Genomic DNA, 16714 nt, shown 5'->3' with positions numbered 1-16714 from the left:
AGACAGCCATGCCCAGGACCAGTGCCGCAGCGGCATGACGCCCTCACGGGACGTCACCGCCCCCGCTTGACAATGTCATTGGGATTCTCCCAGCAGTTGCTCGATGAAGGCCACAGACTCCCTCGGGCAGAGAGCCTGAGCCCGAATAGTGCTGTACCGCAGCTCAAGGATGCGGAGTTGCTTCAGTTCAGAGGTCGGGCGACCGTTCAACGCCCCATCGGAGCGACCTACCGCCGTACCGTCCCCGAACTTCAGCACCTCGATCTTGCCGCTCAGCCCAGGGTGCTCCCCCGCGCTCGTCGGCATCACCTGGAGGGTGACGTTGCGTCGCTGTGCCAACTCCAGCAGGTGTTCGAGTTGCTGACGCCACACCATTGTGCCTCCAACCCGTCGGCGCAGCGCCACCTCTTCCTGGACGAAGCTGAGCATCGGTGCGGGGCTCCGCTCGAAAATCGATTTGCGTGCCATACGCGCGGCCACCAACTCATCCAACTCCTCTTCCGAGTAGGCGGACTGGGACACCTCGAACAAGGCTCGCGCATGCTCCGGTGTCTGCAACAACCCATGGATGCTGAGCCCGACGTACACACCCAGCTCGACCGCCTTGGCCTCCAGCTCCGCCAGCGCCCGCACGCTCTTCGGATACCGGACCTTCTTCACGTCCTCCCACGCCGCCGAGAGCAGTCCACCCGCCCCCAACACCTCGTCGGCCCGGTCCAGATACTCCCGCTGAGGGATCCGCTTCCCGCCCTCGACCTTGTAGACAAGGTCCTCCCCGTACCCGATCGCCGCCCCGAACTGGCCGGCCCGCATCCCCGCCGCCTCGCGCCGCAGCTTCAACTGCCGTCCCACCGTGGTGATGACGGCGACGCCCCACTCGTCGTCCGGGTCCACCTCCCACCCGGGCTCGTCCGCCTCGCCCTTGAGCCGTACCGCCTCACCGTCCACCGCCGTCATGCCGCACCCCTCCGTCGTCCCGCGCCGTACCGCGGCGCCCTACCCGTACCAACCACCCCGACAGCCCGGACAGCACCGGACAACCAACGGACAGTCACCACACGCAGGGAGATCCGCCACCACTCACGCTAGATCGCGACAGACCCACCAGTGAGAGAAGCTAATAATTCATACTTTTACGCACTCCATCCCAGCGGGAGAGCACCCCTCAAGCTACTTCACTATTGAATTGAATTACCCTCCCATGGCAAGGAAAGCAGGATCATCAATGCGCCTCTCGCGAAAGCTCAAAAGAAACCCAAGCGATAACGAATGAATAACGTGACGAGCAGATACCCCCCGATGCCAATCAAAGCATGATGTGATCACGACCGATAGGCCGGGCGGATTGACCAACCTCCGGGCTCACGAGTCCTACTTGGGGGAAAGGATGAAGCGCACCGCATTCGCAGTCGTTGCCACGACCGTCGGGTTCAAGTTCTGGGAAACGAGTTCTTGATGCGATCCAGTCGTGCGGCCTTCGCCACAGCGGCCGTCCTGTGCGGGTTGCTGACCTCCTGCACGGGCGAGGACGGCTCGGACAAGCCCACCGTTCCGGACCCGACTCCGTCGAGCGTCGCGCCGCCTCCCCAGGAACCGCTGACCGCCCCCGAGGTGGACGCCGACTACAAGGAAATCCTCTCCGAGGGCCCTCATCGCGGTGTCCAGCAATTCGGCACGATCGAACTGCCGAAGGGAGAATCCTGGATCAAGGTGAACTGCATGTCACGCTCGAAGCCGGTTGATCTAAAACTCTCCCTCGAAGGCATCGGAGGATTCTCCCTGGGGTGTTCCGGCTTGGAAGTGGAGAAGACCGCGAACCAGATGAACCTGACTTCGGCGCGAAAGCTCCACTTCACCGTGGTGACGGAGGAGTCCGTTCGCTGGTACGTCAGCATCCAGGTTCCCAAACACTGACGTCAGGACTCCCTCCCTGAGCAGGGAGGGAGTCCCGGCGCAGTACGAGCCGACAATGCCGACAACCTCGGACACATCACCGACCGTGACGGTACGCGCCTCTGTAATCACGCATGGCGACGAATGCGAGCCATCACTCTGAATGCCGTGCATCAGGAAACCGCCGGCATCACGGCCCAACCGACCAGCCCCTTCCCCCACTTCAGCGTGCTGCTGTCCGCCACCCCGCGCAGTGCCCGCCTCGCCCGCCTCCTCGCGGACGCCCAACTCCGCAGCTGGGGATACGACTCGGACGCCGCACGCCACGTCGTGGCCGAACTGGCGGCCAACGCCGTCACCCACGGTCGCGTCCCGGGCCGGGACTTCCGTCTTGATTTCTACGTGGTGGACCACACACTCCGTATCGAGGTCACCGACACGCGGGGCGAACGCCTGCCCGAGCTCCAACCGCCCTCCCCCGACACCGAGTCGGGCCGCGGTCTGCTCCTCGTGGACGCGCTCGCGGACCGCTGGGGCGTGTCCGAGGACCGCTTTCCGCGCAAGACCGTCTGGGCCGAACTACGCCTTACGGCACCGGAACCCGGGATCTGAAGCTCCGGTGCCGTCGGCGCCCTACCAAGCAAGAACTTGAGGGGAAAGCACCCCACCAAGCCCCACCCCTCCCGCCCGAGGCACGCGATCACTCGGGCGGGTGAACATCACCGGCTCAGCTGGATTTTCGGACCCCCGACGCCTCTACGCTCGGCGCACACAACCGAAAAAAACTTCGGCCCCCGCCGGGACGGCAATCCCAGTGCGAGGGCCTGACCACCAAGGAAGTCGAGCCTTCCCGATGGATACCCAAAAGCCTAGCGCGCCCCCGCGCGCCCAGTCAGCCGCCGACGCCAATCCGACCCGATCGCGTCACCACACCGGCGGCGTCATCCACGACAACACCCGCCACACCACCCGCTTCGTGGTGATCGGCAACCACCTCACCCAGCACAAGGAGCTCTCGCTCCTCGCCATCGGCCTCGGCTGCCACATCCAGTCGCTCCCCACCGGCACCCCCGCCGACATCAAGAGCCTCGCCGCCCGCTTCAAGGAAGGCAGCACCCGCATCGCCGCCGCCCTGCGGGAACTCGAAGCCCACGGCTACCTCCGCCGCGAACGCGTCCGCACCCCCACCGGGCGCATCGTCACCCGCACGATCTCCTGCAACCAACCGGGCCACCGGCGCGAGCCGGCCGACACCAGCTGCCCCGCACCCGAGCCACGGCCGCCCAGGGAACGCACGCCCCAGCCGCGCCCCCGCAAGGCCCTCCCCGCCGTCCCTCAGCCCACCCGCGCCGCAACCACCGCACTCCACCAGCAGGCCACCGACCTCCTCACCACCCTCCGCCGCCACGACCCCCGCCTCCTGCTCTCCGCCACCGACACCGAGCACCTCGCCCCCGGAGTCATCGCCTGGCTCGAACGCGACGCCACCCCCACCGCCGTACGCCACGCCCTCACCACCGACCTCCCCGACCAGCCCCTGCGCCGTCCCGCCGCCCTTCTCGCCCACCGCCTCACCGCACAACTCCCCCCACAAGCCCCGTACCGCGCACCAACCCCGGCCCCGCCCGTGGTCCACCCCCTGCGCAACTGCGACGGCTGCGACCACGCCTTCCGCGCCCCTGCATCCGAAGCGCTCTGCCGCGACTGCCGTACAACGAACCCCCACCCGCTCTAACCTCGACCGCAACGGTTCCGCGCCTCCCTCAGGACTCACGTGCTGCCTTCCTTCACCGCTTCCGGTTATCCCCCACCGGGCCGCTTCTCGGTCTCCTTCGACGACGCGGAGTCCCTGCTGGTCAGTGCACCGGAGTTCGCGGACTCCAGCACGCGTGCCACCCTGTGGGACGGCCTGCACGGCTACCTCGATCGCTTCCTCACCCTCGAGGACACGTACGCGGACGCTCTCGATGGACTCACCCTCGTCCACAGCCTGTGGCTCGGCGGCAGCTTCGTCAGCACGAAGCTCGATCCAGGAAACATCGACGCCACCCTCCTGATCGACGTCCGGGCCGAGCGGGCCGTACGCGGCAGACCGGGCTCCAAGTGGTTGACCGATGCCTTCAAGAGCTGGGACAGCATCAGACGGAAGTACGGGGTCTCGCCGGTCAGGGTGGGATACCAACCGGTCGGCCACGTCTTCCGGCCTGAGCACATGACCGCCGAGGAACGGACATACTTCATGCAAAGAGGGGTGTGGGACGACTGGTGGCAGCGCTGTCGGCTACCCGACCAGGCGGATCGCTCGCCCTCTGAGGCCAGTGCCGTCCCGGCACGTGGATACCTGGAGGTGCGACTGTGACGACCGGCGACAGCTGGCGCGAGCGCAGGCGCACCCTGCTCGGAGACGATCCCAACGCCGCAGCGCACGCGCGACGGCTGTTGGAGGAGATGGGTACGGAGGGCCGGGACGACGACGAGGTGGAGGCCGATCACCGGGCGAGCCGGCTGGCCGCCGCACGGGCTTACGAGCCGAACGCCCGCCTCGACGAGGAACTCCGCCTCCGGCTCACCGGGCCGGACGCTGAGGGTGGAGCCCTGCGCTTCCAGTGGGGTGACGCTCTTCTCGATCCTGTGGAGAAGGCTGTCTCAGCTGCCGCCGGGACCCCGGTCCAACTGGAGCTCACCGGCATCTCGGCGGGCAGCACCGTGATCCACGCCCGCCCCGTCGCCGCAGCGTACGGGCCGGTCGATCCGGTCCTGGAGGCTCCCACCACCTCCGCCACCAGCACCGGCATGCAGACCTTCACCAGGCTCCTGGACGCTCTGGAGTCCGAGGAAGACGTCCGCGAGTGGTCCCGGCTCTTCGACTCCGTGGACACCGTGGCCCGCGCGCTGGACAAGTACGCCCTGGAACTGGACGTGACCTGGTACGACGCGGACGGCGGCGTGCGCAGCGCCCGGCTCGGCGAACGCGGTCGGCGGTATGTCGACCGTCTCCGCGAGACCCGGTCCCGCGATCAGGAGATGACCATTTCCGGCCGCATCACGGAACTGCGGGAGAGCGGCTGGGTCAAGGTGAAAACGGGCACGGCCAAGAACGCTCCCGCCTACGACGTCCACTTCGAAGAACCCGAAATCCTGTTCCGCATGCGTCCCGGCCTCGGAGACAACGTGCACTTCCGGGTCCGGTTCAGGCAGCGCCTGGACGCCGTCGGCATCGCGCGGGCCACGGAGTACACGTACCTGGGACAGGCTGCGGAGCAGGTGCCGTTGCCACTCGACCCCTGACCGGGCCTCTGCGCACACGGTTCTTCACCGCCTGTGGCTTCTGCGCGGGCTGCACCGCCTGCGGGGTCAGCGCCGACGACGCGGCCGCGGTGTGCAGTTCCCTCAGCCCACCCAGCGCCGAGACCAGATCCAGCAACGGAGCCGTGCCGGAGGGGCCGGGCGGCCTCGGGGTCAGGAGCTGCCAGTCCGACGGAGGCAGCCGCATCTCCCGCAGGATCTCCCCCGGGCGACGCGACTCGATCACGGCGAGGGTCTCCAAAATGTCGGCGATCCGACCCGGAAAGTCCCGAACGCCGCTCGGCTGGCACGAGGACCTCGTACGGCGCGTCAGGATCCGTCTCGACGTACCGCTCCCACAATTCGGCGCCCGGCAGGTCACGTTCCGCCCGCCAGCCCTTGCCGCTCAGATAGCGGCGCCTGGTCGACCACTTCCGCTGGCCCATCGCACCTGCGGAACCGCACATGCGTCGGGTGCGGTAGAAGCCCCGGCATGGCGTGAGGCTTCCCGTGCGTCGTCCCGGACGGGTGCCGTGGATATCGTGGGCCCCGGGTACGACTCGGAGTAACTCGCTTACGGAGCAAGGAGGATCAGGGTGGAGCAGCGGGATTCCCGGATGGAGGCCGCTGGAGGGATCGACACCAGCAGGCCGCATCCCGCGCGGACGTACGACTGGTTCCTCGGCGGCAAGGACAACTATCCGGTGGACGAGGAGCTGGGGCGGAACCTCGTGGCGTTCGCACCGGGCATCCCCGTCATGGCGCGGATGAACCGGGCCTTCATGCACCGTGCCACCCGCTGGCTGTCCGGGCAGGGCGTGCGCCAGTTCCTCGACATCGGCACCGGTATCCCGACGGAGCCGAACCTGCACCAGGTGGCTCAGGAGATCGCCCCCGACGCGCGGGTCGTGTACTGCGACAACGACCCGATCGTGCTCGTCCACGCCGAGGCGCTGCTGCGGGGCACCCCGGAGGGGGCCGTCGACTACGTGCAGGCGGACGCGCGGGACACCGACGTCATCGTCGAGCGCGCCCGCAAGACGCTGGACCTGGAGCGGCCGGTCGCGCTGTCCCTGATCGCGCTGCTGCACTTCATCGGCGACGAGGACGGGGCGTACGAGCTGGTGGACCGGCTCAAGGAGTCGCTGGCGCCGGGCAGTTATCTGGTCATGTCCCATCTGACCCCGGACTTCCACCCGGAGGAGGCCTCGCGGAAGGTGATCGACCTCTACCGGGCGGGCGGGCTCACCATGGACATGCGCGGCAGGGAGCGGTTCGCCCGGTTCTTCGAGGGGCTGGAGATCGTCGCTCCCGGCATCGTGGCGGCCGAGGAGTGGCACCCGGGGCTGGGAGAACCCGTTCCCGGGCAGGAGGGCGTCCACAGCGGGGCCTATGTGGCGGTGGCCCGCAAGGTGTGAGACCCGCGGGCCAGGAGGACGGGGCCGCCCCCGGACGGTGACGTGCTGCCGGGCCGGGGGCGGATGCCGGTTCTACCGGTGCTTCTCGCAGTCCTCCTCCCGGGCCGCCTGCTTCAGCGTGTCCCGCAGGGCGTGGAAGGCGGGCTTGCGCTTGAAGTCGTCGGTCATGACGGTGGCGAAGCCCTCGCCCTCGAAGAACACCGGCACGGGGCCGGTGAGGTGCGCTCGGCGTCGTTGCCGACCGCGAGAGGCCGTCCGGTCGTACGACCCGGACGGACGGGGGGAAAGCATCCTCGTCGGCTACAGCGAGAAGAGCATGCACTTCGAACGTTCCATCGGCTATCCGCTGCTGCACAACGGGAATCAGTCGGGCCTCAAGGAAATCTTCACGGAGCGGGAACCCTGCCAGCTCAAACCCAGCTGTGACCGCTGGCTGGACCGGCACTTCCCCGAGGCGAGGACGGTCCACCACACGAACGACTACGACCAGACGGTCCCGCGGCACCGCCGGGACATGGAGCACCAGCGCTACATGAAGGAGCTCCAGGAGTCACACGGCCGACAGCATCGGCCCCGTCCGCGACGAAGCACGAAGGTACCCCATGCGTTTCGCAGTCTCCCCAGACGAACTGGTCAGCGCGTTCGGCCTGACCGGTGTCGTGTACTTCCCCCGCCACGACGGCCCGGGCAACCGTCTCGACTCCCGCACGGCGGACTTCCTCAGCGGGGTGGGCCTTCCGGACGCTACGTACTTCATGTCGAAGGCCGCCGTCGGTCAGGAGGAGTCGGTCGACCTGGCGGAGTGGTTCGGACCCGAGGACGGCAGCCTGCCGGAGGAGTGCCGCACCTGGCTGGTGCTGGCCCACTTCGCCGCCTCGCTCCTCGCCCTCGACCCGGAGAACGGAGAGGTGTACGCGTTCGGGGAGGGCGAGCCCCTGGACGCCTACACGCAGCTGCACCGCGACGTCGAGTCCCTCGTCCACGCCCTGCTGCTCTTCCAGCGGTTCGAGCAGGATGCGGACGACGACGCGGACGGCGTCGACGAGCGGCTGGACCGGTTGCGTACGCGGATCGAGGCCTTCGATCCCCTTCCCTTCGAGGACGAACAGTCACAGTGGGCCCTCGTCCTCGACGAGGTCGCCGAAGGCATCTGGTGAGCCGCAAGGTGTGAGACCCGCGGGCCCGGAGCACGGGGCCGCCCCCGGACGGTGACGTGCTGCCGGGCCGGGGGCGGATGCCGGTTCTACCGGTGCTTCTTGCAGTCCTCCTCCCGGGCCGCCTGCTTCAGCGTGTCCCGCAGGGCGTGGAAGGCGGGCTTGCGCTTGAAGTCGTCGGTCATGACGGTGGCGAAGCCCTCGCCCTCGAAGAACACCGGCACCCAGGAGTACTTGTCGGTGAAGCCCCAGATGGTGAACGAGTTGCAGCCGTCGACGGCCAGGCAGGCATCCAGCATCCGCTGGTAGTAGTCGGCCTGCTGCCGCTCCTGCGCCTTGGTGGGCACCCCGCTCTCCGGCAGGTCCATGCGGACGTCCAGCTCGGTGATGGCGGTCTCCAGGCCGAGCGCGTCGAACCGGCGCAGGTTGTCCTCCAGGTCGCCCGGGAAGCCGTAGCGCGTGCTCAGGTGTCCCTGCACCGAGAAGCCGTCCACGGGCACGCCCTGTTCCAGCAGGTCCTGGACGAGGGCGTAGTAGGCGTCGCTCTTGGCGTTGACGCTCTCGACGTTGTAGTCGTTGAAGAACAGCTTGGCCTTCGGGTCGGCCTCGTGGGCCCAGCGGAAGGCGTCGGCGACGATGTCCGGACCGAGTTCGCGGATCCAGATGTTGTCCTGGGTCCGCAGATTGCCCTGGTCGTCGAAGATCTCGTTGGCGACGTCCCACTGCTGGATCTTGCCGGCGTAGCGGCCGACGACGGTGGTGATGTGCTCGCGCAGGATGGTACGCAGCTCCTCCTTGGAGAAGTCGCCCTCCTCCAGCCACGCCGGGTTCTGGCTGTGCCACAGCAGCGTGTGGCCGCGCACGACCTGCTTGTTCCGCTTGGCGAACTCGACGATGGCGTCGGCCTGGCCGAAGTCGTAGCGGTCCTGCTCGGGGTGGATGTACTCCCACTTCATCTGGTTCTCGGGGGAGACCGAGCTGAACTGGCGTCCCAGGATCTTCCGGTACTCCCTGTCGTGCGTGAAGGGGTCGGGGTAGTCCTGTTCCAGGTGGTGGCCACCGCCGGCCACGGCGGTGCCCACGACGAAGCCCTCGGGAGCGGCCGCACGCAGCCGGTCGAACGTGGCGTGGGAGTGCGGTGCGGCCTTCCGGCCGTCCGCCGGGTCGGCGGTGGCGCTGCCCGCCGTCAACGGCAGGGTCAGGGCGGCGGTGGCGACGGCCACGGTGGCGAAACGAATGGATCTCATGCGGGGAGTCTCATTCCCATCGTCGTTCTCGAATGTTTCGAAATCAATTCCGAAACATTAGGGATGGGCGGACCGTACGGTTCGGTCGAGCGGTGCGTCAATACCCGTGCACGCGATCGTTCTTCTTCTGAGAGGTGCGGATGAGTTCGTCGGCGACCCACCGCGCCACGCCCACGGGATACGGCGCCCCCAGCCCGAGGACTATGTGCCCGAAACCCGCGTCGATCGCCTCGCGGATCGCCACGATCGTTTCTGCAGGCCGGTCGTAGTCGACGGGCAGGTGGATCGAGCGGACGATGGAGGCCGGGTCGCGGCCGATGTCCGCGCAGTAACGGTCCAGCAGGGCGCTGCGGCGGACCACGTCGTCGATGTCGCCGCCCGGGATGTTCCACAGGTCCGCGTGCTCGGCGACCACGCGCAGCGTCGCCGCGGAGCGGCCGCCGACGAGGAGCGGCGGGTGGGGCCGCTGCACGGGCTTCGGGCTGCCGAAGGCCCCGGTGAGGTGGTGGTGGGTGCCGTGGAAGTCGAAGGGTTCCTCCTCGGTCCACAGCCGCTTGATCACCGTGCAGGCCTCGGCGAGGCTCTCCACCGCCTGCGCCGGGGGCTGGAAGGGCAGGCCGTGCGCCGGGTACTCGCGCCAGGCCTGGGGCGGGTTCGGCCGGGAGCCGACGCCGATGCCGAGGTCGAGGCGCCCGTCGGAGACGATGTCGACGGTCGTCGCGATCTTGGCGAGCAGCGCCGGCGGCCGGAACCGGTTGCTGGTCACCATCACGCCCAGCCGCAGCCGCCGGGTCTGTGCCGCGAGGGCCGAGAGCAGTGTCCACCCCTCGTACGTCGGACCCTGCGGGTCGCCGAAGATGGGCATCAGGTGGTCGAACAGCCAGGCGTGCTCGATCTCCGGGACGGTGTCCGCCTCGCGCCAGACGCGCAGGATGTCGCGGTAGGCGACCTGCGTGGGGGCGGTCATGATCCCGAAACGCGGTCGGGGTGTGGTCGTCATGGGCTGGAGAACCTCCGGACGGTCAGCGCCGGCGCAGTGACGCGTCGAGCAGCGCGGGCGGCGTGTCGAACTTCTCGTGCGCGGCCAGGTCGACGCCGGGCGCCACGATCCCGTCGATCGCGTCGAGCACGTCGGCGGGGAGCACGGTGTCCGCGGCGGCGAGCTGCGCCCGCAGGTGGTCCGGCGTGCGCGGACCGATGAGCGCGCTGGTCACGCCCGGGTGCGCGGTCACGAAGCCGAGCGCCAGCTGGATCATCGTCAGACCGGCCTCGTCGGCGACCGCGGCCAGCGCCTCGACGGCGTCGAGCCGGGCCTGGTTGGCGGGGACCGAGGGGTCGAAGCGCTCCGGCAGGACGGTCGAGCGGTGGGTGGTGACGTCCCGGCCCCTGCGGACCGCGCCCGACAGCCAGCCGGAGGCCAGCGGACTCCACGCGAGCACGCCGAGACCGTACTCCTGGGTGACGGGCAGGACGTGCGCCTCGATGCCGCGCTGCAGGATCGAGTAGCTGGGCTGCTCGGTGACGTAGCGGCTCAGCCGCAGCTCACGGGCGGCCCACTGCGCCTGCACGATGCGGTACGCGGGGAAGGTGGAGGAGCCGAAGTAGCGGATCTTCCCGGCGCGCTGGAGGTCGGTCAGGGCCGACAGGGTCTCCTCGTCGCTGGTGGCCGGGTCCCAGCGGTGCATCTGGTAGAGGTCGACGTGGTCGACGCCGAGCCGGCGCAGGCTGTCCTCCAGCGCGGTGAACAGCCAGCGGCGCGAACCGCCCTGCCGGTTGCGCTCCCCCATCGGCATGGTGGCCTTCGTGGCCAGCACGATGTCATCACGGCGGCCGGCGATGGCCTTGCCGACCATCTCCTCCGACTGTCCCTCGCTGTACCAGTCGGCGGTGTCGATGACGTTGACACCGGCCTCCAGGGCCAGGTCGACGAGGGCCGTGGCCTCGTCCTGGGTGGTGTTGCCGATCGCGCCGAAGTTCATCGCGCCGAGCGCGAGGGAGCTGACCTGTACGCCGGTCCGGCCAAGGGTGCGGTACTGCATGACGTGTCTCCTCGAAAAGAAACGGAACATTGTTCCGGTACGCCGTCGACAATACGGAACAGTGTTCCGCTTCGCAAGCTGGGGTGGGCGCGGGCATGCGTGAGACCATGCGGGAGCGCGCGAGAGCTGGAGGAACAACGCGGTGAACCAGAGCGACGAGGGCAACGGGCCCGCGGCCCCGACCCGGCGGAAGGACGCCCGGCGCAACAAGGAGACGCTGCTGGAGGCGGCCGCCGCGGTCTTCGTCACGTCGGGCGTGGACGCACCGGTGCGCGACATCGCCTCCCGGGCCGGCGTCGGCCTGGGCACCCTCTACCGCCACTTCCCGACCCGGGCGGACCTGATCATCGCCGTCTACCGGCACCAGGTCGAAGCCTGCGCCGAGGCCGGTCCGGCCCTCCTCGCCACCGCCGTGACCCCGCACGCCGCCCTGCGGCAGTGGATCGACCTCTTCGTCGACTTCCTGGTCACCAAGCACGGCCTCGCCGCCGTCCTGCGCTCCGACCACTCCGGCTTCGAGGCGCTGCACGCCTACTTCCTCGATCGCCTCCTGCCCGTCTGCGCCCGGCTGCTCGAGGCCTCGGCCGCCGCCGGCGAGATCCGCGACGACATCGACGCCCTCACCCTCATGCGGGGCGTGGGGAACCTGTGCATCGGCGCGGAGAGCGACCCCGACTACGACGCGCGCCGGCTGGCCGGTGTCCTCGTCGACGGCTTGCGCCGCCCGCGCTGACGACCGGGTGGGAGGCAGGTCCGTAGAGAGCAGGTCCGTAGGGAGCAGGTCCGTACCAAACCCTTGCCCCTGCCCCTCCCACGCCGCAAGCTCCCCTCATGGAGCTGGAGTTGCGGCATCTCAAGACGATCCGGGCGATCGCGGACGCGGGCAGCCTCACCCGGGCGGCGACCGACCTGGGGCTCGCGCAGCCCGCGCTGAGCGCACAGCTCAAGCGCATCGAACGCGCCCTGGGCGGCGAGCTGTTCGAGCGCGGCCGACGCGGGGTACGGGCCACCGCGCTGGGTGAACTGGTGCTGGAGCGCAGCCGGGTCGTGCTGCCCGCGGTGACCGAGCTGCAGCAGGAGGCGGCCCGGTTCGCCCGCACCTCCCGCGCGACAGCGTGCTTCCGGCTGGGCGGCACGCACGGCCCGCTGCTCGGCGCCGTGGTCGACCGGCTGGCGGACGTGACGCCCGACGCCCGGGTGACCACCTGCACCTCCTGGTCCGAGCGAGAGCTGGCCGGGCTACTGACCGAGGGACGGCTGGACTTCGCCCTGGCGGGGACGTGCGGTTCGGCCTCGCCGCCCGGCGCGGAGGGCCTGGTCTGGCAGGAGGTCGCGGTCGACCCGGTGTTCGTCATGGTCCCGCAAGGGCACGCGCTCGCCCGTCCCGGCGAGGTCGGTCTGGCCGAGCTGGCCGCTGCGGAATGGGCCTGCGTACCGGGCGACGGCTGCTTCGGGGACTGCTTCACGGCGGCCTGCGCCCGGTCCGGCTTCACCCCGCGCCGGATGTACGAGACGGACACCGCGTCGCTGGTCCATCTGGTGCAGGTCGGCCGGGCCGTCGGGCTGTGCCGGGCGACCTTCCCGGACACGCCCGGGATCATCACCCGGCCGCTCACGGGTACGCCGCTGACCTGGCGGCATCTGCTGGGCTGGCACCGGGTGACGCAGCGGGCGGAGACCGCGGCCACGGTGCTCGCCCAGGCCCGGCTGGCCCACGCGGGCGTGGCGGCCCGCAGCGCCAGCTACCGGGAGTGGCTCGCCGCCCAGCCCGTTCCATAACACCGGGGAGGGGGCCGGCCGACGGCTTATGGCGTCCGGCCGGCCCTCCCTACGGTTTCGGCACCTCCCCACCGAACCGAGGAGATGCCCCATGCTCCACCGACACCTCCCCCGACGCACCAGAGCCGTGGGCGCCGCCGTCGCGGCGACGGCCGCCCTGCTCGTGGCCGGGCTCAGCGGCTCCGCGAGCGCGGGACCGGCCGGTCCGACCCCCGCCGAGACCCTGCGCACGGACGCCACCCCGCCCGCCCTCCTCACAGCCATGGAACGCGACCTCGGCCTGGACCGCGCGCAGGCGGAGCGGCGCCTGGTCAACGAGGCGGAGGCGGGCGCCACCGCCGGCCGCCTCCGCGCGGCGCTGGGCGCCGACTTCGCGGGCGCCTGGGTGCGCGGCGCCGAGTCGGGCACGCTGACCGTGGCGACGACGGACGCCGGTGACGTACCGGCCATCGAGGCGCAGGGCGCGCGGGCCACGGTCGTACGCCACTCCTTGGCCGGCCTGGACGCGGTCAAGTCCCGCCTTGACCGGGCGGCTCAGCGGCACGACACCACCGACGCCCCCGTCTGGTACGTCGACGTCCGCACCAACACGGTCACCGTGCGGGCCGTACGCCCCGCCGCCGCCCGCGCGTTCCTGGCGGCGGCCGGTGTCGACCGCTCCCTCACCCGGATCGAGACGTCGGGCGACCGGCCCCGCCCGCTGTACGACCTGCGGGGCGGCGAGGCGTACTACATCAACAACAGCGGCCGCTGCTCGATCGGCTTCCCCATCACCAAGGGCACCCAGCAGGGCTACGCCACGGCCGGCCACTGCGGCCGGGCCGGCAACAGCACCAGCGGCCACAACCGGGTGGCCCAGGGCACCTTCCAGGGCTCGGTCTTCCCGGGCCGCGACATGGCGTGGGTGGCCACCAACTCCCAGTGGCGGGCGACTCCCTACGTGAACCGGAACGGCCAGAACGTCGAGGTCACCGGCTCCACCCAGGCCCCGGTCGGTGCCTCGGTCTGCCGCTCCGGCTCCACCACCGGCTGGCACTGCGGCACGATCCAGGTTCTGAACACCAGCGTGACCTACCCCGAGGGCACCATCAGCGGCGTGACCCAGACGACGGTGTGTGCCGAGCCGGGTGACTCAGGCGGGTCGTACATCTCCGGCAGCCAGGCGCAGGGCGTCACCTCGGGCGGCTCGGGCAACTGCAGCAGCGGCGGCACGACCTTCTTCCAGCCGATCAACCCGCTGCTCCAGAACTACGGCCTCACCCTGAGGACGACCGGCGACGACGAGGAGCCGCCCGGGGAGGAGGAGCCCGGCGGCACGTGGTCCGCGGGCACCGTCTACCAGGCGGGCGACACGGTCACCTACGGCGGCGCCACCTACCGCTGCCTCCAGGGCCACCAGGCCCAGCCCGGCTGGGAACCCCCGAACGTCCCGGCACTGTGGCAGCGCGCGTGACTTCTGACTGACCCTCCCGACGGGGGACCGGAACCGGCCCCGGGCGCGCTGCGACGGCGCGCCCGGGGCCGGTTGTCGTCATGAGCCAGAAGCGTCAGTCGGCCACACCGGCATCGCGCTGTCCGCTGGCCGACTCGAAGACCTCCGCCGTCGATGTGGCCGTGAGGGCCCTCCTGAACCACAGGCCCAGCACATCGGGATCACCACAACCGACAATGCGCTCCCGGTCCTGATCCGACACCTCGACACCCCGATGCCCCAGCAGGAGCAGAAGGTCCTTCGCCCGGCCCTCCGCCCGGCCCTCCGCCCGGCCCTCCTCCCGGAGTTGCTGAGCGGTCTGCGACTGGAAGAACGACAGGTCGACGGCCATGAGATGCCTCCACAATTCCGCGGCCTGCGTCGTACCGAGGCCCTGTTCCGTGAGTTCGATGAAGGTGGTTGCGGTGTTCTCGTCGTCGGCCGACACGCCCTTGAGTGCCTTGGCCAGCGCGTTCAGTATGGCATCGGCGCCCGGGTCACGGCGGTGCAGCGCCGCGGACAGGACCGTGAGCGGGATGTCGCGAGCGGCTTCGTCGGGGCTGTCGATCACCGGCACGTCGTCGGGTCCCAGGACGAGAGGGCGCAGAGTGAGCGAGGACCACTGCCGTGGGCCGATGTCGACCTGCCGGGCCGCCCACTCGGCCGTCCCCCGGTCCGGGCAGACGACGAGGAGTACCGGCGGAATGCGGTACTTGGCGTAGGCGTAGGCGAGGTAGTAGGCCCAGCTGGCAGGCTTGCCCGCGGCGGGCTGGCTCTGCGACTCGACGGCCAAGAGGAAACTGCCGTCCTCGGTGTCCATCTGCAGGAGCGTGTCCACCCTGCGTTCCAGCGGCTGCGTCTCCGTGAGGTCCGTGGAGAGTTCGACGGTGGAGACGGGTGGGGGGAAGGCGACGCCGAGGTGTCTGGCGGCGCGGGCGAAGAGGCCCGGATCCTGCTGGAAGATCCGGTGCAGGGCCTCATGGGATGAGCTGACCATGGGGCGAACCTACGGGCGCATGGGCATACGCCACATGGATATGCGGCCCCGTTCACGCGACCGAGGGACCCGCCCTGGCGTCACATTGACGCCCTCGGGGCATCGTGCAAGCGAAAGGACCCGCACGACCGAAGTCGTGCGGGCCCTCTCAGGTGCTCGCAGCAGGAGCTACCAGGTCAGATCAGCAAGCTCACTTGTTGATCTTGGTGACCTGGCCGGCGCCCACGGTCCGGCCACCCTCACGGATGGCGAACTTGAGGCCCTCCTCCATGGCGACGGGCTGGATGAGCTCCACCTTCATCTCGGTGTTGTCACCCGGCATGACCATCTCGGTGCCCTCGGGGAGGGTCACGACGCCGGTCACGTCCGTCGTACGGAAGTAGAACTGCGGGCGGTAGTTGTTGAAGAACGGGGTGTGGCGGCCACCCTCGTCCTTCGACAGGATGTAGGCCTGGGCCTCGAACTCGGTGTGCGGGGTGACCGAGCCCGGCTTGATGATGACCTGGCCGCGCTCGACGTCCTCGCGCTTGATGCCGCGGAGCAGCAGACCGACGTTCTCACCGGCCTGGCCCTCGTCGAGCAGCTTGCGGAACATCTCGATACCGGTGACCGTGGTGGTGGTCTTCTCGGTCTTGATGCCGATGATGTCGACGGTCTCGTTGACCTTGAGGATACCGCGCTCGATACGACCGGTGACGACGGTGCCACGACCGGTGATCGTGAAGACGTCCTCGATCGGCATCAGGAACGGCTTGTCGACGTCACGCTCGGGCTCCGGGATGGACTCGTCCACGGCCTTCATCAGCTCGAGGACCGAGTTGCCCCACTCCTTGTCGCCCTCGAGGGCCTTCAGAGCGGAGACCTTGACGACCGGAACGTCGTCGCCCGGGAACTCGTACTCGGAGAGGAGCTCACGCACCTCGAGCTCGACGAGCTCCAGGATCTCCTCGTCGTCCACCATGTCGGCCTTGTTCAGGGCGACGACGATGTACGGAACGCCGACCTGGCGGGCCAGGAGCACGTGCTCCTTGGTCTGCGGCATCGGGCCGTCGGTCGCGGCGACCACGAGGATGGCGCCGTCCATCTGCGCCGCACCCGTGATCATGTTCTTGATGTAGTCCGCGTGACCGGGGCAGTCGACGTGGGCGTAGTGACGCGTCTCCGTCTGGTACTCGACGTGCGCGATGGAGATGGTGATACCGCGCTGGCGCTCCTCGGGAGCCTTGTCGATCTGGTCGAAGGCCGAGGCCTCGTTCAGGTCCGGGTACGCGTCGTGCAGCACCTTGGTAATGGCGGCCGTGAGGGTCGTCTTACCGTGGTCGATGTGACCGATGGTGCCGATGTTGACGTGCGGCTTAGTCCGCTCGAACTTCGCCTTCGCCACTGGGGTCCTCCTGTGGAGTGGTTCTGTACGCCTTACTTCATCGGCGC

At 69.4% G+C, this 16714-nt stretch carries 17 protein-coding genes and 1 pseudogene; 11 read left to right on the top strand and 7 right to left on the bottom strand.

The window, feature by feature from the left end:
* Positions 1–75: 75 nt before the first annotated feature.
* The gene (locus tag ACZ44S_RS35335) at positions 76–957 is read right to left on the bottom strand and encodes a helix-turn-helix domain-containing protein (protein ID WP_466936781.1); all 882 of its coding nucleotides are present in this window, start codon (positions 955–957) and stop codon (positions 76–78) included.
* 498 nt (positions 958–1455) lie between these two features.
* Here ACZ44S_RS35335 and ACZ44S_RS35330 point away from each other — a divergent pair, with 498 nt between their 5' ends.
* The 6 genes from ACZ44S_RS35330 to ACZ44S_RS35305 all read left to right on the top strand — a co-directional run bounded on the left by ACZ44S_RS35330 (position 1456) and on the right by ACZ44S_RS35305 (position 6596).
* On the top strand, positions 1456–1914 hold the full coding sequence (locus ACZ44S_RS35330) for a hypothetical protein (RefSeq protein WP_466936779.1): 459 nt from the start codon (positions 1456–1458) through the stop codon (positions 1912–1914).
* A 138-nt stretch (positions 1915–2052) separates the two neighbouring features.
* Positions 2053–2505: an ATP-binding protein gene (locus ACZ44S_RS35325; RefSeq protein WP_466936789.1), complete on the top strand. Its 453-nt coding sequence runs from the start codon at positions 2053–2055 to the stop codon at positions 2503–2505.
* Positions 2506–2746: 241 nt separating this feature from the next.
* Positions 2747–3628 (top strand): helix-turn-helix domain-containing protein, encoded by an 882-nt coding sequence (locus tag ACZ44S_RS35320; RefSeq protein ID WP_466936777.1) that lies wholly within the window; start codon positions 2747–2749, stop codon positions 3626–3628.
* Positions 3629–3667: 39 nt separating this feature from the next.
* Entirely contained in the window at positions 3668–4252 is a 585-nt protein-coding gene (locus ACZ44S_RS35315) for a DUF6932 family protein (protein WP_466936775.1), read from the top strand.
* Positions 4249–5181: a hypothetical protein gene (locus ACZ44S_RS35310; RefSeq protein WP_466936773.1), complete on the top strand. Its 933-nt coding sequence runs from the start codon at positions 4249–4251 to the stop codon at positions 5179–5181. Before ACZ44S_RS35315 ends, ACZ44S_RS35310 begins: the two co-directional genes overlap by 4 nt.
* A 614-nt stretch (positions 5182–5795) precedes the next feature.
* Positions 5796–6596, top strand: coding sequence for an SAM-dependent methyltransferase (locus ACZ44S_RS35305; RefSeq protein WP_466936787.1), 801 nt, complete (start codon positions 5796–5798; stop codon positions 6594–6596).
* Between the two features lie 72 nt (positions 6597–6668).
* Here ACZ44S_RS35305 and ACZ44S_RS35300 read toward each other — a convergent pair whose 3' ends face one another.
* On the bottom strand, positions 6669–6887 hold the full coding sequence (locus ACZ44S_RS35300; protein WP_466936771.1) for a hypothetical protein: 219 nt from the start codon (positions 6885–6887) through the stop codon (positions 6669–6671).
* On the opposite strand from ACZ44S_RS35300, the pseudogene ACZ44S_RS35295 reads away from it, so the two are divergent.
* A pseudogene (locus ACZ44S_RS35295) lies at positions 6811–7032 on the top strand (hypothetical protein); the annotation flags it as partial. The gene ACZ44S_RS35300 and the pseudogene ACZ44S_RS35295 sit on opposite strands and share 77 nt — an antisense overlap.
* Before the next feature lie 166 nt (positions 7033–7198).
* Positions 7199–7753: an SUKH-4 family immunity protein gene (locus ACZ44S_RS35290; RefSeq protein ID WP_466936769.1), complete on the top strand. Its 555-nt coding sequence runs from the start codon at positions 7199–7201 to the stop codon at positions 7751–7753.
* Positions 7754–7839: 86 nt separating this feature from the next.
* Here the strand turns inward: ACZ44S_RS35290 and ACZ44S_RS35285 are convergent, their stop codons facing one another.
* From ACZ44S_RS35285 to ACZ44S_RS35275, 3 genes are all read right to left on the bottom strand, one after another.
* On the bottom strand, positions 7840–8997 hold the full coding sequence (locus ACZ44S_RS35285) for an endo-1,4-beta-xylanase (protein WP_466936767.1): 1158 nt from the start codon (positions 8995–8997) through the stop codon (positions 7840–7842).
* A gap of 97 nt (positions 8998–9094) precedes the next feature.
* On the bottom strand, positions 9095–9997 hold the full coding sequence (locus ACZ44S_RS35280) for an LLM class flavin-dependent oxidoreductase (RefSeq protein WP_466936765.1): 903 nt from the start codon (positions 9995–9997) through the stop codon (positions 9095–9097).
* A gap of 22 nt (positions 9998–10019) precedes the next feature.
* Positions 10020–11036, bottom strand: a complete 1017-nt coding sequence (locus ACZ44S_RS35275; RefSeq protein WP_466936763.1) for an aldo/keto reductase — start codon at positions 11034–11036, stop codon at positions 10020–10022.
* Positions 11037–11178: 142 nt separating this feature from the next.
* On the opposite strand from ACZ44S_RS35275, the gene ACZ44S_RS35270 reads away from it, so the two are divergent.
* The 3 genes from ACZ44S_RS35270 to ACZ44S_RS35260 all read left to right on the top strand — a co-directional run bounded on the left by ACZ44S_RS35270 (position 11179) and on the right by ACZ44S_RS35260 (position 14268).
* A complete protein-coding gene (locus ACZ44S_RS35270; protein ID WP_466936761.1) occupies positions 11179–11769 on the top strand; it encodes a TetR/AcrR family transcriptional regulator in 591 nt (196 codons plus the stop codon).
* Positions 11770–11867: 98 nt separating this feature from the next.
* Positions 11868–12815 (top strand): LysR family transcriptional regulator, encoded by a 948-nt coding sequence (locus ACZ44S_RS35265; RefSeq protein WP_466936759.1) that lies wholly within the window; start codon positions 11868–11870, stop codon positions 12813–12815.
* Positions 12816–12906: 91 nt separating this feature from the next.
* On the top strand, positions 12907–14268 hold the full coding sequence (locus ACZ44S_RS35260; RefSeq protein ID WP_466936756.1) for a carbohydrate-binding protein: 1362 nt from the start codon (positions 12907–12909) through the stop codon (positions 14266–14268).
* Between the two features lie 94 nt (positions 14269–14362).
* Here ACZ44S_RS35260 and ACZ44S_RS35255 read toward each other — a convergent pair whose 3' ends face one another.
* Both ACZ44S_RS35255 and tuf read right to left on the bottom strand, forming a co-directional pair.
* Positions 14363–15283, bottom strand: coding sequence for an RpnC/YadD family protein (locus ACZ44S_RS35255; RefSeq protein WP_466936754.1), 921 nt, complete (start codon positions 15281–15283; stop codon positions 14363–14365).
* Between the two features lie 190 nt (positions 15284–15473).
* A complete protein-coding gene (gene tuf / locus ACZ44S_RS35250; protein WP_190166808.1) occupies positions 15474–16667 on the bottom strand; it encodes an elongation factor Tu in 1194 nt (397 codons plus the stop codon).
* Positions 16668–16714: the final 47 nt, after the last annotated feature.

This window comes from Streptomyces malachitofuscus, from assembly GCF_055571035.1.
This window is presented reverse-complemented; position numbering and strand designations above follow the sequence as displayed.